General features: G+C 73.3%; 15 protein-coding genes and 1 riboswitch. Of the genes, 7 read left to right on the top strand and 8 right to left on the bottom strand.

What is annotated here, in order from left to right; genetic code table 11:
- Positions 1–163 precede the first annotated feature (163 nt).
- A complete protein-coding gene (locus tag L2C96_RS10975; protein WP_237336071.1) occupies positions 164–382 on the bottom strand; it encodes a hypothetical protein in 219 nt (72 codons plus the stop codon).
- A 64-nt stretch (positions 383–446) separates the two neighbouring features.
- Positions 447–737, bottom strand: coding sequence for a 4a-hydroxytetrahydrobiopterin dehydratase (locus tag L2C96_RS10970; RefSeq protein WP_237336070.1), 291 nt, complete (start codon positions 735–737; stop codon positions 447–449).
- 33 nt (positions 738–770) lie between these two features.
- Positions 771–881: riboswitch (TPP riboswitch) on the top strand.
- A gap of 22 nt (positions 882–903) precedes the next feature.
- Here L2C96_RS10970 and L2C96_RS10965 point away from each other — a divergent pair.
- The 3 genes from L2C96_RS10965 to L2C96_RS10955 are packed head-to-tail and all read left to right on the top strand — an operon-like array spanning position 904 to position 4,552.
- A complete protein-coding gene (locus L2C96_RS10965) occupies positions 904–1,944 on the top strand; it encodes a thiamine ABC transporter substrate-binding protein (RefSeq protein ID WP_237336069.1) in 1,041 nt (346 codons plus the stop codon).
- Positions 1,941–3,542 carry an ABC transporter permease gene (locus L2C96_RS10960; RefSeq protein WP_237336068.1) on the top strand — a complete coding sequence of 534 codons (1,602 nt, stop codon included), beginning with the start codon at positions 1,941–1,943 and terminating at the stop codon, positions 3,540–3,542. The genes L2C96_RS10965 and L2C96_RS10960 overlap by 4 nt, the downstream gene beginning before the upstream one ends.
- Before the next feature lie 2 nt (positions 3,543–3,544).
- Positions 3,545–4,552 (top strand): ABC transporter ATP-binding protein, encoded by a 1,008-nt coding sequence (locus L2C96_RS10955; protein ID WP_237336067.1) that lies wholly within the window; start codon positions 3,545–3,547, stop codon positions 4,550–4,552.
- Here L2C96_RS10955 and L2C96_RS10950 read toward each other — a convergent pair.
- From L2C96_RS10950 to L2C96_RS10940, 3 genes are read right to left on the bottom strand one after another with little or no spacing between them, the layout of a single operon-like run.
- On the bottom strand, positions 4,549–5,415 hold the full coding sequence (locus tag L2C96_RS10950) for an ABC transporter permease subunit (protein WP_020422305.1): 867 nt from the start codon (positions 5,413–5,415) through the stop codon (positions 4,549–4,551). The genes L2C96_RS10955 and L2C96_RS10950 overlap by 4 nt on opposite strands.
- Positions 5,412–6,416 (bottom strand): ABC transporter ATP-binding protein, encoded by a 1,005-nt coding sequence (locus tag L2C96_RS10945; protein WP_020422304.1) that lies wholly within the window; start codon positions 6,414–6,416, stop codon positions 5,412–5,414. Before L2C96_RS10945 ends, L2C96_RS10950 begins: the two co-directional genes overlap by 4 nt.
- Positions 6,413–7,471: a LolA family protein gene (locus L2C96_RS10940; RefSeq protein WP_237336066.1), complete on the bottom strand. Its 1,059-nt coding sequence runs from the start codon at positions 7,469–7,471 to the stop codon at positions 6,413–6,415. The genes L2C96_RS10945 and L2C96_RS10940 overlap by 4 nt, the downstream gene beginning before the upstream one ends.
- 144 nt (positions 7,472–7,615) lie before the next feature.
- On the opposite strand from L2C96_RS10940, the gene L2C96_RS10935 reads away from it, so the two are divergent.
- From L2C96_RS10935 to L2C96_RS10925, 3 genes are read left to right on the top strand one after another with little or no spacing between them, the layout of a single operon-like run.
- Positions 7,616–8,320: a response regulator transcription factor gene (locus tag L2C96_RS10935; protein ID WP_020422302.1), complete on the top strand. Its 705-nt coding sequence runs from the start codon at positions 7,616–7,618 to the stop codon at positions 8,318–8,320.
- A 32-nt stretch (positions 8,321–8,352) separates the two neighbouring features.
- Entirely contained in the window at positions 8,353–9,648 is a 1,296-nt protein-coding gene (locus tag L2C96_RS10930) for a sensor histidine kinase (protein WP_237336155.1), read from the top strand.
- Positions 9,645–10,031 (top strand): (deoxy)nucleoside triphosphate pyrophosphohydrolase, encoded by a 387-nt coding sequence (locus L2C96_RS10925; protein WP_020422300.1) that lies wholly within the window; start codon positions 9,645–9,647, stop codon positions 10,029–10,031. Before L2C96_RS10930 ends, L2C96_RS10925 begins: the two co-directional genes overlap by 4 nt.
- Here the strand turns inward: L2C96_RS10925 and L2C96_RS10920 are convergent, their stop codons facing one another.
- Positions 10,032–10,526, bottom strand: a complete 495-nt coding sequence (locus L2C96_RS10920; RefSeq protein WP_027936497.1) for a DinB family protein — start codon at positions 10,524–10,526, stop codon at positions 10,032–10,034.
- Between the two features lie 65 nt (positions 10,527–10,591).
- Entirely contained in the window at positions 10,592–11,557 is a 966-nt protein-coding gene (gene trpS / locus L2C96_RS10915; protein WP_237336065.1) for a tryptophan--tRNA ligase, read from the bottom strand.
- Positions 11,558–11,850: 293 nt separating this feature from the next.
- Between trpS and L2C96_RS10910 the strand changes: the two genes are divergently transcribed.
- The gene (locus tag L2C96_RS10910; RefSeq protein WP_020422297.1) at positions 11,851–12,150 is read left to right on the top strand and encodes a YciI family protein; all 300 of its coding nucleotides are present in this window, start codon (positions 11,851–11,853) and stop codon (positions 12,148–12,150) included.
- Here the strand turns inward: L2C96_RS10910 and L2C96_RS10905 are convergent.
- Positions 12,147–12,308 carry a hypothetical protein gene (locus tag L2C96_RS10905; protein ID WP_157358800.1) on the bottom strand — a complete coding sequence of 54 codons (162 nt, stop codon included), beginning with the start codon at positions 12,306–12,308 and terminating at the stop codon, positions 12,147–12,149. The genes L2C96_RS10910 and L2C96_RS10905 overlap by 4 nt on opposite strands.
- Positions 12,309–12,322: the final 14 nt, after the last annotated feature.

The raw sequence follows: 12,322 nt of genomic DNA, 5'->3' as shown, positions 1-12,322 counted from the left end.
AGGGTGATCACGGTGGCCAGAGCGGTGACCCAGGCGCGCTGGGCCGGCGACAGGGCGGGCGTGGTGTTCATGGCGGCGAACCTCGGGGTGAGCAGGGACTTCCGCGCGTGACAGCGCCCGCGACACCCCTGTCGTTACAGACCGGCGGCCGACGTGACCGAAATCACTCCTGCGGTCCCCGATGTCGCGCCGTGTACCAGAACACGGCCCCCGCCGCGGCGATCATCAACCCGAACGCCAGCGTCCCGACCACCACCGCGCGCGTCTCGCCCGGCGGTTCGACGGCGGTGGACGTGACCGCCGAAGCGGTCCCGGCGAGCACTCCCAGCAACAAGGCGACGGCGGCCGCCACGGCGGCCAGTCGCGTGACAACCTTCCTCATGGTGCGTTCCCTCCACCAGGGGCAACGCACGGGACCGGCCGCGAAGTTGCCGGTCCGGCCTAGATCACAGCGCGTCGATCGTGCCGTCGATCTGTTCGGCGAGCGACACGTCCTTCGCGGTGATCCCGCCCGCCGAATGGGTGCTGCACCGGAACGTCACGGTGCGCCACCGGATGTCCATGTCCGGGTGGTGGTTCACGCCCTCGGCGATCTCGGCGACGCGGTTGACCATCGCGATGGCCTGCGGAAAGTCGGCGAGTTCGGCCGTGCGCTCCAGCGCGTCGCCCGCGCGCTGCCAGTACGGCAGCTTGTTGAGGGCCTCGGAGATCTCGGTTTCGCTCAGTAGTTCCGCCATGTGCTCCATGGTGGTACGGCGGCGGGTACGCTGCACGGTTGCCACGGGAGTCCGGGTCCACCGGGCTGAGAGGCGGGTTCGCCCCGCGACCGTTCGCACCTGATCCGGATCATGCCGGCGCAGGGAGGGCCCCGACCTTTCTCGCCGGAACGAGCGAGGAGTGGTCATGAGATTCCGCACGGGCGTCCTGGTCGGCCTTGTCGCCGCCCTGACCGCGGGCTGCACGCTGGCCGGCAACGACGCGGAGGACGGCCCGGCCGCGGTCACGCTCGTCACCCACGACTCGTTCGCCGCGCCGCAGCAGGTGCTCGACGCCTTCCGGCAGCAGACCGGCATCACGATCAACGTCGTGAAGAAGGGCGACGCGGGCGCGCTCACCAACACCCTGGTGCTCACGAAGGCCAACCCGATCGGCGACGCGGCGTTCGGCGTCGACTCGACCTTCGCCTCGCGCGCGCTCACCGAAGGCGTCTTCGCGCCCTACACCAGCCCCGAGGCCGATCGCGGCCCGCAGCGCTACGCCGTGGACTCCGAGCACCGCCTGTCCGCCGTCGACGTGGGCGACGTCTGCGTCAACATCGACACCACCTGGTTCGCCGAGCGCGGCATCCCGGAGCCCGCGACCTACGACGACCTGGTCAAGCCGGAGTACAAGGACCTGCTGGTCGTGGAGAACCCGGCCACCAGCTCCCCCGGACTGGCGTTCCTGCTCGGCACCATCGCCCGCTACGGCGAGCAGAACTGGCAGGCCTACTGGACCCAGCTGAAGGACAACGGCATGCGTGCCGTCGCCGGCTGGGAGGAGGCCTACGGCCAGGACTTCTCCGGCTCCTCCGGCAAGGGGCCGCGGCCGATCGTGGTGTCCTACGCGTCCTCGCCCGCCGCGGAGATCGGCGAGGACGGCAAGCCGCGCACGAAGGCGCTGCTGGACACCTGCTTCCGCCAGGTCGAGTACGCCGGTGTGCTGGCCGGCTCGCCCAACGCGGCCAACGCGCAGAAGGTGATCGACTTCCTGCTGTCCCAGCAGTTCCAGGCCACAGTGGCGGAGAACATGTACGTCTACCCGGCGCGGGAGGGCGTGGCGTTGCCCACGGCGTGGACGACGGCCGCCCCGCTGCCGCCGAACCCGGCGAGCCTGCCCGCCGAGACGGTGCAGGCCGGGCGCGAGCGGTGGATCGAGCAGTGGCGCTCCTTGCTCGGCCAGTGAGCCGTGCCGGGCTCGGGCTGGCGGCACTGGCCGTGCTGCCGCTCGGGTTCCTGGTCGTCTTCTTCGCCTGGCCGGTCGGCGCGATCCTGCGGCTGGGCTTCGTCGACGGCGAGGTGCTCGCCGCGCTGGCCGAGGGCGAGACGTGGCGGCTGGCCTGGTTCACGGTCGCGCAGGCCGCCGGTTCGACCCTGATCGCCGTGGTCGCCGGCCTGCCGGTCGCGTTCCTGCTGGCGCGCGTGCGGCTGCCCGGGGTGGCGGTCGTCCGGACGCTGGTGCTCGTCCCGTTCGTGCTGCCCACCGTGGTGGTGGGCCTGGCGTTCCGGGCGCTGTGGACCGACGGCGGCTGGCTGTCCATCGTGCTGGCCAACGCGTTCTTCAACGTCGCCGTCGTCGGCCGCACGGTCGCCGGCCTGTGGGCGTTGCTGGACTCGCGGGCCGAGGACGCCGCCCGCGCGCTGGGCGCGTCCCGCTGGCGCGCGTTCCGCTCGGTGACGCTGCCCGCGCTGATGCCGGCGATCACGTCCGCGGCCGCCGTCGTGTTCCTGTTCTGCGCCACCAGTTTCGGCGTGGTGCTGATCCTCGGCGGCGCGCGGTACCGCACGCTGGAGACCGAGATCTACCTGCGCACCGAGAACCTGCTCGACCTGACCGGCGCGGCGGCGCTGTCGCTGGTGCAGATCGCCGCCGTGCTGGGCGCGCTGCTGCTCGGCGCAGCCGCTCGCCGCCGCCGGGAGAGCGCATTGCGGCTGCGGTCGCGCCGGGAGACCGCGCGCCGCCCGGTCGGCGGGGAGTGGGCCGTGGTCGGCGCGGCGGTGGTCGTGCTCGGCCTGCTGCTGACCCCGATCGTCGCGTTGCTGGTGCGCTCGGTGTCCACCGCGGACGGCTGGAGCCTGGCCGGTTACCGGGCGCTGTCCAGCACCGGCAACGACGGCACGCTCCAGGTGTCCGGCTGGGACGCGGCGCTGAACTCGCTGCGCACCGCGACCGACGCGACGGTGCTGGCGATGGTCATCGGGGTGTCGGCGTCGGTGCTGCTGGTCGCGTTGCGCCGGTCGCCGGGACGGCTCGCGCGCGGCGTCGGCGAGTCGATGGACGCCGCGCTGATGCTGCCGCTCGGCGTGTCCGCGGTGACCGTCGGGTTCGGCTACCTCATCACGCTCGACGCGCTGCCCGGCGACCTGCGCCGGTCGCCGCTGCTGGTGCCGCTCGCGCAGGCGCTGGTGGTGATCCCGCTGGTGATCCGCACGGTGCTGCCCGTGGTGCGGTCGATCGACGACCGCCTGCGCCAGGCCGCGGCCACCCTCGGCGCGAGCCCGGCGCGGGTGTGGCGCGAGATCGACGTGCCGCTGGCGTTCCGCGCCGTCGTCGCCGCGGCCGGGTTCGGCTACGTCGTCGCGCTCGGCGAGTTCGGCGCGACGAGCTTCCTGGCGCGCCCGCAGACGCCGACCCTGCCGGTTGCGATCGCGGCGCTGATCGCGCGGCCGGGCCAGCTCAACAACCAGATGGCGTACGCGGCGTGCGCGCTGCTCATGCTGGTCACCGCGGCCGCGGTGATCGTGATCGACCGGCTCGCGTCCGGCCGGGTGGGGGAGTTCTAGCCATGGCGTTGACCGTGTCCGGCCTGACCGTGCGGTACGGCCCGTTCACCGCCGTCTCCGGCGTGGACCTGGAGATCGCCGACGGCGAGGTGCTCGCGCTGCTCGGCCCGTCCGGCTCCGGGAAGTCGACGCTGCTGCGCGCGATCACCGGTCTGGAGCCGATCACCGCGGGCAGCGTGCGCTGGGACGGCGCCGACCTGGCCCGCGTGCCGGTGCACAAGCGCGGGTTCGGGCTGGTGTTCCAGGACGGCCAGCTGTTCCCGCACCGGGACGTGGCCGGGAACATCGCGTTCGGCCCGCGGATGCACGGGATGCCGCCGGCTGAGCGCGCGGAACGCGTGAGCCGGCTGCTCGGCCTCGTCGGCCTGGCCGGCTACCAGAAGCGGCGGGTGACCGAGCTGTCCGGCGGGGAGGCGCAACGCGTCGCGCTGGCGCGCGCGCTCGCGCCGGAGCCCCGCCTGCTGCTGCTCGACGAGCCGCTGTCCGGTTTGGACGCCGGGTTGCGTGAGCAGCTGGCCGTCGACCTGGCCGAGATGCTGCGCAGCGCGAAGATCACCGCGCTGCTCGTCACGCACGACCAGGAGGAGGCGTTCACGCTCGCCGACCGCGTCGCCGTGCTGCAGGCTGGGAAGATCCGGCAGGTCGGGGCGGTGCGCGAGGTGTGGCGGCGGCCCGCGGACGAGAACGTGGCGCGCTTCCTCGGCGTCACCACGGTCGTCGACGGCGAGGCGGCGGACGGGATCGTGCGCTGCCCGTTCGGCGAGGTGGCCATCCCGGAGGCCGCGGACGGGCCGGTCCGGCTCGGCCTGCGCCCCACCGGGCTGCGGCTCGCGACCGCCGGGATCACCGGCGAGGTGCTGAGCAAGGTGCACCGCCGCGACAACGTCCGCCTGTCCGTGCGCACGAGCGCAGGCACGGTGGACGCGGTCGCGGCGGTCTCCGCCGACGTCAACCCGGGCGACGAGATCAGCATCGCCCCCGACCCGGACGGCGTCGCCCTGATCGGCTAACCGTCCTTCGTGGACAGCCGCGCGTAGGCCAGGGACAGGCCGATCACGACGTAGCACGCGGCGCGGATCGCGCCCTCGCCGAGCTGGTCGGCCGGGATCGGATCGCGCAGGATGTCCGCGATCGCGGTCCAGGACTGCGGCAGCAGGAACGGGTGCAGCCAGTCCACCGCCGACAGCAGGAGCAGCACCGTCGACACCACGACGCCGGCCAGCATCGACACCACGACGACCATCGGGTGCTCGGTGCACGCCGAGATCGCCAGCGCGATCGCCCCGACCGCCCACAGCTGCAGCGTCACCCACACCGCCGCCAGCGCGACCCGGCCCAAGGCGTCCACAAAGGACAGGGTGTTGCCGGACAGCGTGAACAGCGATCCGGTCCCGTTGATCACCAGCCCGGTCACCATCGCGACCACGGCCATCAGCAGCGCTGCGGCGAGCGTGAAGGACGCCACCCCGAGCGCCTTCATCAGCAGCAGCCTGCCGCGGCTCACCGGCGCGAGCAGCAGCCCGCGCAGCGTGCCCACGGCCGATTCGCCGGCCAGCGCGTCGCCCGCCGACATCGCCGTGACCAGCGGCAGCATCAGGTTCAGCGTCAGCCCGAGCGTGGCCAGCGGCAGGACCAGCGCGTTCCCGGCCGCGGACGCCAGCAGCGCGTTGTCGCCCTCACCGCCGCTGGGCCCGCCGCCGCTGTCGCCCGCGATCGTCAGCCCGATCCCGACGATCACCGGGATCAGCGCGAGCAGGCCCAGCACGATCAGCGTGCGCGGGCGGCGGAAGATCCACCGCAGCTCGGCGCGGTAGAGCCGGTGGAACGGCACACTCCACCGTTCCACCGGCGCCGCGTCCAGTGTCGCCGTCATGACGCCCCTTCGTCCACATCCGGCAGGCCCCCGGTTTCGGAATCCCGTTGCGTCAGCCGCGCGAACAGGTCCTCCAGCCCGGTGCGGGCCCGCTTCGCCTCGTGCACGGACACCCCGGCCCGCACCAGCGTCTCGATCACCTGCGGCGCGGTCGCCGCGCTCAGGTCCGCCCGCACGCCCTCCGGCGTGAGCCGGCCGGGGATGCGGTTGTCGCGCAGGGCGGTGAGCGCCTTGTCACCGTCCGGAGTGGACACGACCAGCGACGGCGTGCCGGACTCCAGCAGCTCGTCCAGCTCGCCCTGCGCCACCACCGTGCCGTCGTGCAGGACCGCCACGTGCGTGCAGGTCGCCTCGACCTCGGCGAGCAGGTGCGAGGACACCAGCACGGTGACGCCCTCGGCGTGCAGCTCGCCGATGATGTTGCGGATCTCCCGCGTGCCCGCCGGGTCCAGGCCGTTCGTCGGCTCGTCCAGCACGACCATCCGCCGCGGCACGAGCAGCGCCGAGGCGAGCCCCAGCCGCTGCTTCATGCCCAGCGAGTACCCCCGGTAGCGCCGGTGCGCGGCGTGCCCGAGCCCGACCCGCTCCAGCGCGTTCTCGACCGCGCGGGGGATCGCCGCCGACGACAGCCGCGGCTCGGCGGCCGCGACGCGGCGCAGGTTCTCCCGCCCGGACAGGAACGGGTGGAAGCCCGGCCCCTCGACCAGCGCGCCGACATCCGGCAGCGCACGCGGCGCGCCGTCGGGCATCCGGTGACCGAGCAGCTCCACCTCGCCCTCGGTCGGGCGGACCAGGCCGAGCAGCATCCGGATCGTGGTGGTCTTGCCCGACCCGTTCGGCCCGAGCATGCCCAGCACCGCGCCCTCCGGCACGTCCAGATCGACCTGGTCCACCGCGACCGCGGTCCGGTACACCTTGCGCAGCCCCCTGGTCCGCGCGGCGAGTGCCGGACCCGCGGTGGGCGCTTCGACCGAAGCGCCCACCGGCAGTGTCTCCGTCATTTCGCTCCCAGAGCCTCGATCAGCACCTGCTCCGGCACCGCGCCGACGGCGAAGCGGCCGTCGTCGGTGACCAGCGCGGTGCCGACCTTCGTGGTGATCACGTAGCCGGTGCCGAACGCGCCGCTGACCGGCTTGCCGAACTGCGCCAGCAGGGCCTTCGGGTCCACGTTCTGCCCGCGCTCGCCCTGCTGCGGCGCCAGCGCCTCGGCCGGGAACGAACCGGTCAGGACGCTGTCCCAGCCGTCACCGCTGACCTGCACCGCGTCCTCGACGGCCCGCTGGTCCGGGTGCTCGGCAGGCGCCTGCTCCTCGGTCACCTTCGCGCCCTGCGGCGGGGTGAACTGGAACTCGCTCGCCGGCTGCGGCGCGAACGCGATGTCGCTGAACGCCACCTGGAACGCCGGGTCCGACGTGCCGTAGGTCATCACGGCCAGGCGCAGCGGCACGCGCTTCTCGGCGTCGACCGCGACGCGCACCTCGCGCAACAGCGTGCGCTCGGTCGGCTTCGGCGTCAGCACCAGCTCGTACGCCGCGCGTCCGGCGACGCGGGCGGTGCCCTCGACCGTCACGGTGCTGCTCTCGCGGACCTTCGCGAGCACCTGCGTCGTCGCCGTCGCCGGGTCGCTGAGCTGGTACTCCTCCGGCTTCTGCAGCGCCTCCGGCGGCACCGTGACCTTCGTGGCCTCGTTCGACGCCGAGTTGTACGTCCACACGGTCGCCCCGTTGCGGACGACGGTGTGCTCGCTGGCCCCCTGCTCGATCGCGAGCTTGCTGTTGCCCGCGCCGTCGTTGTAGACGCGGGCCGCGTCGATGTCCAGGCTCGCGCCCCCCGGCAGGGTCGAGACCGGCAGGCCCAGGTTGTTGTCCACCTCGACCGTGCCCGCCAGCGCCGGCGTCTTGGTGGTGGCCACCGACTGCACCAGCTCCTCCGCGCTGATCGGCGGCAGCTCGGGCGCCTCGCCCGCGGCCGCGGGCATCGCGAGCCAGGCGAGCCCGGCGGCGCCGAGCGCGGACCCGGTGACCGCGGCGGTGATGGCCTTCGTCTTCGGCTGCATCTCTTCTCCCTGTGTCAACCGAGCACCAGTGTGCTCTTTCCCCGCCGCTGACACTCCTCGATCCGCCCTGAGATGGCCCTGAGATGCTGAGAGACCGCTGAGAGCGCGCGCCCGAGCTGGAAAAACCGGGCATGCTAGACAACCGTGAACCCTCGGATCCTCGTGGTGGACGACGAGCCCGGTGTGCGCAAGGCGCTGCACCGCGGGCTGCGCGCGGAGGGCATGGACGTCGTCACCGCCCCCGACGGCCCGAGCGGCCTGCGCCTCGCGCAGACCGGGTCGTTCGACGTGCTGTTGCTGGACATCATGCTCCCCGGCCTGTCCGGGTACCGGGTGCTGCAGGCGCTGCGCGCGCAGGGCATCACCACGCCGGTGCTGATGGTGTCGGCCAAGGACGGCGAGGTCGACCAGGCCGACGGGCTCGACCTGGGCGCCGACGGCTACCTGGTCAAGCCGTTCTCGTTCGTCGTGCTGGTCGCGCAGATCCGCGCGGTGCTGCGGCGCGCCTCCAGCGAGGGGACGCGCGGGCCGCTGCGGATCGGCGGTCTCGTCGTCGACCGCGCCACCCGCGAGGTGCACTGGCACGACGACCCGGTCGCGTTGAGCCCGCGCGAGTTCAGCCTGCTCGAAGTGCTGGTCGGGCGAGCCGGGACGGTCGTCACCAAGGACGAGCTGCTGCGTGCGGTCTGGGGTGACGAGCAGGCCGCGACCCGCAACGTCGTCGAGGTCTACGTCGGGTACGTGCGCCGCAAGCTCGACGCGGTCGGGGCGGGCGCGCTGGTGCGGACCGTCCGCGGCCACGGCTACCTGGCCTCCGACGCCGCGCTGGACGAGGTCCTGCCCGGGTGAGCTTCCTCCGCCGGTGGTGGGAACGCCGGTCCATGCAGTTCCGGATCACGGCGCCGGCCGCCGCGGTCACGCTCGCGTTCCTGCTCGGCCTCGCCATCGTGGCGGGGCGCGGCCTCGGTCCGCTGCGCGACTCCTCCGTCGACACCGAGCTGTCCGAGGCGCTCGCTCCCGCCGCCGCGGCCGTGTCCGCGGGGCAGCTGCCGGTGCCGCCGGACGGCGTGACTCTGCGCGTGCTCGACACCGCGGGCGCGCCGGTCGACGGCGGCCCGGCGGCCTCGCTCGGGCCGGGTGACGTGCGCGCGCTCAAGGCGGGGCAGTCGGTGACCGTGGACCGGATGCGGTGGCTGGGCGCGGTGGTGACCGCGCCGGACGGGCAGCTGCGGCTGGTCGCGGCCGGGACCGGGCTGGTGGGCCAGCGCGCGGCCGTGCACAAGGCGGCGACCTGGTTGCTGTGGGCGGCCGGGATCGGCGCGGTGCTGGCCGCGATCGCGACCTGGCTCGTGGTGCGGTTCGCGTTGCGGCGGGTGAGCCGTCTGCGCCGCACGGTCCGCGCGCTGCCGCCGGGGGAGCGGGTGCCGCTGCCCGAGGCCGACGACGAGGTGCGTGCGCTGGCGGCGGACTTCAACGCGCTGCTGGCGCGGCAGGAGGAGGCGGCGCAGCGGCTGCGGCGGTTCACCGGCGACGCCGCGCACGAACTGCGCTCGCCGGTCGCGTCGATCCGCGTGCAGGCCGAGGTCGCCGTCGCGAACCCCGATCCGGAGCTGGCGCAGGAGACGCTGGCCGACATCCTCGCCGAAGCCGAGCGGCTGTCCGCGCTGCTGGACGGGCTGCTGACACTGGCCCGGTCGGACGCCGGGGAGCTGCCGCCCGCCGAAGCGGTCGAACTGCTCACCGAGGCGCGCGCGGCCGCGGACCGGCTGCCGCCCGGATCGCCCGCCGTGCGCGTCACCGGGGTGGTCGGGCAGGCGTGGGCGCACGCGGCGCACTCCGAAGTCGAGCTGGTGCTGAACAACCTGCTGCGAAACGCCTGCCGGTACGCGTCATCGCAGATCGTGGTGTCGGTGCTGCCCGGCCATTCCACGGTGCGGCTGGTCGTGGACGACGACGGGCCGGGCATCCCGCCCGAGCACCGCGACCGCGTGTTCGACCGGTTCTACCGGGTGGGCGACGACCGCGCCCGCACCTCCGGCGGCACCGGGCTCGGGCTCGCGATGGTCGCCGAAGCGGTGCGGCGGCGCGGCGGGCGGGTGTCCGTCGGCGAATCCCCCGACGGCGGTGCCCGCTTCCAGATCGTCTGGCGATCGGCCGGTAACGTCTCCACCTCGTGAAGGTGATCGTGGGAGCGGCCATCGTGCGGGGCCGGTCCCTGCTCGCCCAGCAGCGCGCGTACCCGCGCGAGGTGGCCGGGCTGTGGGAACTGCCCGGCGGCCGCGTCGAACCCGGCGAGTCCGAAGTGGACGCCCTGCGGCGGGAGTGCCGCGAGGAGCTCGGGGTGGATGTCGTGGTCGGCTCGCGCGTCGGGCCGGACGTGCCGCTGCGGGCCGGGCTGGTGCTGCGCGTGTTCGCCGCCGCGCTGACCGACGAGCGCGCCCGGCCGGAGGCGCTGGACCACAAGGCGTTGCGCTGGCTCGACGCGGACGGCCTGGACGGCGTCGAGTGGCTGCCCGCGGACCTGGAACTGCTCCCGGACCTGCGGCGGTTGCTGACCTAGTCAGCGTCCGGTTGCGCCGTCGATCAGTTCGCGCAGGATGTCGGCGTGCCCGGCGTGGCGCCCGGTCTCCTCGATCAAGTGGGTGAGGGTCCAGCGCAGGGACGGCGCCGCGCCACGCCGCCCGCCCGGTCGCGGTCCGGGCGCGGACAGGTCCGGGCAGGCGGCGATCACGTCATTGGCGCTGGCCGTGGTGTCCCGGTAGGCGAGGACGACGTCGTCGGCGCTCTCGTCCGGTTCCGGGTGGAAGGTGGCCGCCCAGTCGTGAACCGGCTCGCCGAGCAGCCAGTGACGTTCGACGTGGGTGAGGTGCTTGACGAGGCCGAGCAGGTTCGTGCCCGACGGCACGCCGGGGGTGCGGACCTGCGGTTCCGGGACGCCCTGCGCCTTCGCGACCACTGCGCCGCGCAGGTAGTCGAGAAAGCCCACGAGCACGTCCCGTTCCGCGGGCCCGGTCCTCGGCGGGCGAGCGTCGCGGCGGCGCTTGGTGGACGGCATGGCCGCCACCCTGGCACGGGCTCTCCCCGGCGGGCACGGAAATTTGCCGGATCAGCAAGCTCGGGTCACCTGCCCGCGCCGACGAGCCGCATCGCCGAAGTCAGGCGGTGCTCGCCGCGTTCGGCGGCCCGGCTCGCGCCCTCCTTGCGGATCCGCGTCAGCTCCGCCGGGTCCGCCAGCAGCTCCAGCGTCCGCTCGCGGATCGGGCGCAGCGTCTCGACCACCGCCTCGGCCACGGTCTCCTTCAGCGCCCCGTACGAGGAGAACTCCGCCGCCACGTCCGCGGGCCGCTCGCCCCGGCAGCCGGCCAGGATCTCCAGCAGGTTCGCGACCCCGGGACGCTCCTCCGGCGCGTACTCGACCCCGCTGAACCCGTCGGTGACCGCGCGCCGCACCTTGCGGCGGATCAGGTCCGGCTCGTCCAGCACGAACACCACCCCGGCCGCGTCACGCGCGGACTTCGACATCTTCCGCGCCGGGTCGCTCAGGTCCCGCACCCGCGCGCCCGTCGGTGGCAGCACCGGCCGCGGCACCGTGAACACCTCGCCGTAGGTGCCGTTGAACCGCCGGGCCAGCGCCCGCGCCAGCTCCACGTGCTGGTTCTGGTCCTCACCGACCGGCACCTCCGCCGCGCCCTGCAGCAGGATGTCGGCGGCCATCAGCACCGGGTAGGTCAGCAGGCTCAGCCGCACCCCGGGCCGGCCGCTGCCCTTCTCCTTGAACTGGATCATCCGCGCGGCCTCGCCGTAGCTGCAGGTGCACTCGAGGATCCAGGTCAGCGCGCCCAGCTCGCGGGACAGGTCCGACTGCACGAACACCCGCTCGGCGGGGATCCCGGCCGCCACCAGGATGGCCAGCATCTCGCTGGTCCGGCCGCGCAGCTTCCCCGGGTTGTGCGTGGTCGTCATGGCGTGCAGGTCGGACACGAAGTACAGGTCGTCCGGCCCGCCGTCGGTCACCCAGCGCTGGATCGCGCCCAGGTGGTTGCCGAGGTGGGTGTGGCCGGACGGGGTGATCCCGGAAATTCGCATCGGTTGCTTCCTCGGGTCGGTGGCCACCCCCGCCACGGCCCCGGGAACGACGAAGGCCGCCTGCGCGGGCGGCCTTGTCGTGGGTTTCAGCGCACGTCGGAGGGACCGCCTGCGGGCGGCCACCAGAAGTTCACGATCGTACGCACACCGGCAGCGTAGCAGCGCCCGAAAGTAATATCCACATTGCCTTCCGGAAAGCAATTCTTTGGAATGTCGAACCGCTGTTGCACAGATTACTGGCAAATGGCTGAGAATTGTTTCCCGGGGGTCCTCGCCGGGGCTACCGTGAAGGTATGTACATCGTGCTGATCGACTACACGGCCCCGGTGGAGGAAGTCGACTACTACCTGGCCGACCACGCGAAATGGCTGGACCGGCACTTCCGGTCGGGCGAGTTCCTGACGGCCGGGCGGCGCACGCCGCATTCCGGTTGCGTCATCATCACGCGGCCGATGCCGCGGGTGAAATTGGAGGCGATTCTGGCTTCCGACCCGTTCCGCCTGCGCCGGCTCGCGCGACACGAAATCGTCGAATTCGGCGCCACCCGCACCGCGCCGGAACTCCGGCTGGTGAACGAGGCGCTCGCCGTCTAGGCCGCCTTCTTGATGTCCGCCTTCGCCCGCTGGAGTGCGAGGACCGGGCACTTCTTGCAGCGGGGCTTCGAGCGGCAGCACTTCTTCTTGACCTTGCCCGCCTTCATGAGCTTGCGCACGACCTTGCGCGGGTCCGCGTCCTTCTTGCCCAAAACCACCACTCCACGACTCG

This window comes from Amycolatopsis tucumanensis, assembly GCF_021654135.1.
In the GTDB taxonomy this organism is placed as follows: Bacteria; Actinomycetota; Actinomycetes; order Mycobacteriales; family Pseudonocardiaceae; genus Amycolatopsis_E; species Amycolatopsis_E tucumanensis.
This window is presented reverse-complemented; position numbering and strand designations above follow the sequence as displayed.

Excerpts from the sequence above, each read along its gene's own strand:
- L2C96_RS10965 (WP_237336069.1), top strand. The coding sequence starts at position 904 with ATGAGATTCCGCACGGGCGTCCTGGTCGGCCTTGTCGCCGCCCTGACC.
- L2C96_RS10975 (WP_237336071.1), bottom strand. The coding sequence starts at position 382 with ATGAGGAAGGTTGTCACGCGACTGGCCGCCGTGGCGGCCGCCGTCGCC.
- L2C96_RS10945 (WP_020422304.1), bottom strand. The coding sequence starts at position 6,416 with ATGACGGAGACACTGCCGGTGGGCGCTTCGGTCGAAGCGCCCACCGCG.
- L2C96_RS10910 (WP_020422297.1), top strand. The coding sequence starts at position 11,851 with ATGTACATCGTGCTGATCGACTACACGGCCCCGGTGGAGGAAGTCGAC.
- L2C96_RS10950 (WP_020422305.1), bottom strand. The coding sequence starts at position 5,415 with ATGACGGCGACACTGGACGCGGCGCCGGTGGAACGGTGGAGTGTGCCG.
- L2C96_RS10940 (WP_237336066.1), bottom strand. The coding sequence starts at position 7,471 with ATGCAGCCGAAGACGAAGGCCATCACCGCCGCGGTCACCGGGTCCGCG.
- L2C96_RS10970 (WP_237336070.1), bottom strand. The coding sequence starts at position 737 with ATGGCGGAACTACTGAGCGAAACCGAGATCTCCGAGGCCCTCAACAAG.
- trpS (WP_237336065.1), bottom strand. The coding sequence starts at position 11,557 with ATGCGAATTTCCGGGATCACCCCGTCCGGCCACACCCACCTCGGCAAC.
- L2C96_RS10920 (WP_027936497.1), bottom strand. The coding sequence starts at position 10,526 with ATGCCGTCCACCAAGCGCCGCCGCGACGCTCGCCCGCCGAGGACCGGG.
- L2C96_RS10955 (WP_237336067.1), top strand. The coding sequence starts at position 3,545 with ATGGCGTTGACCGTGTCCGGCCTGACCGTGCGGTACGGCCCGTTCACC.
- L2C96_RS10930 (WP_237336155.1), top strand. The coding sequence starts at position 8,353 with ATGCAGTTCCGGATCACGGCGCCGGCCGCCGCGGTCACGCTCGCGTTC.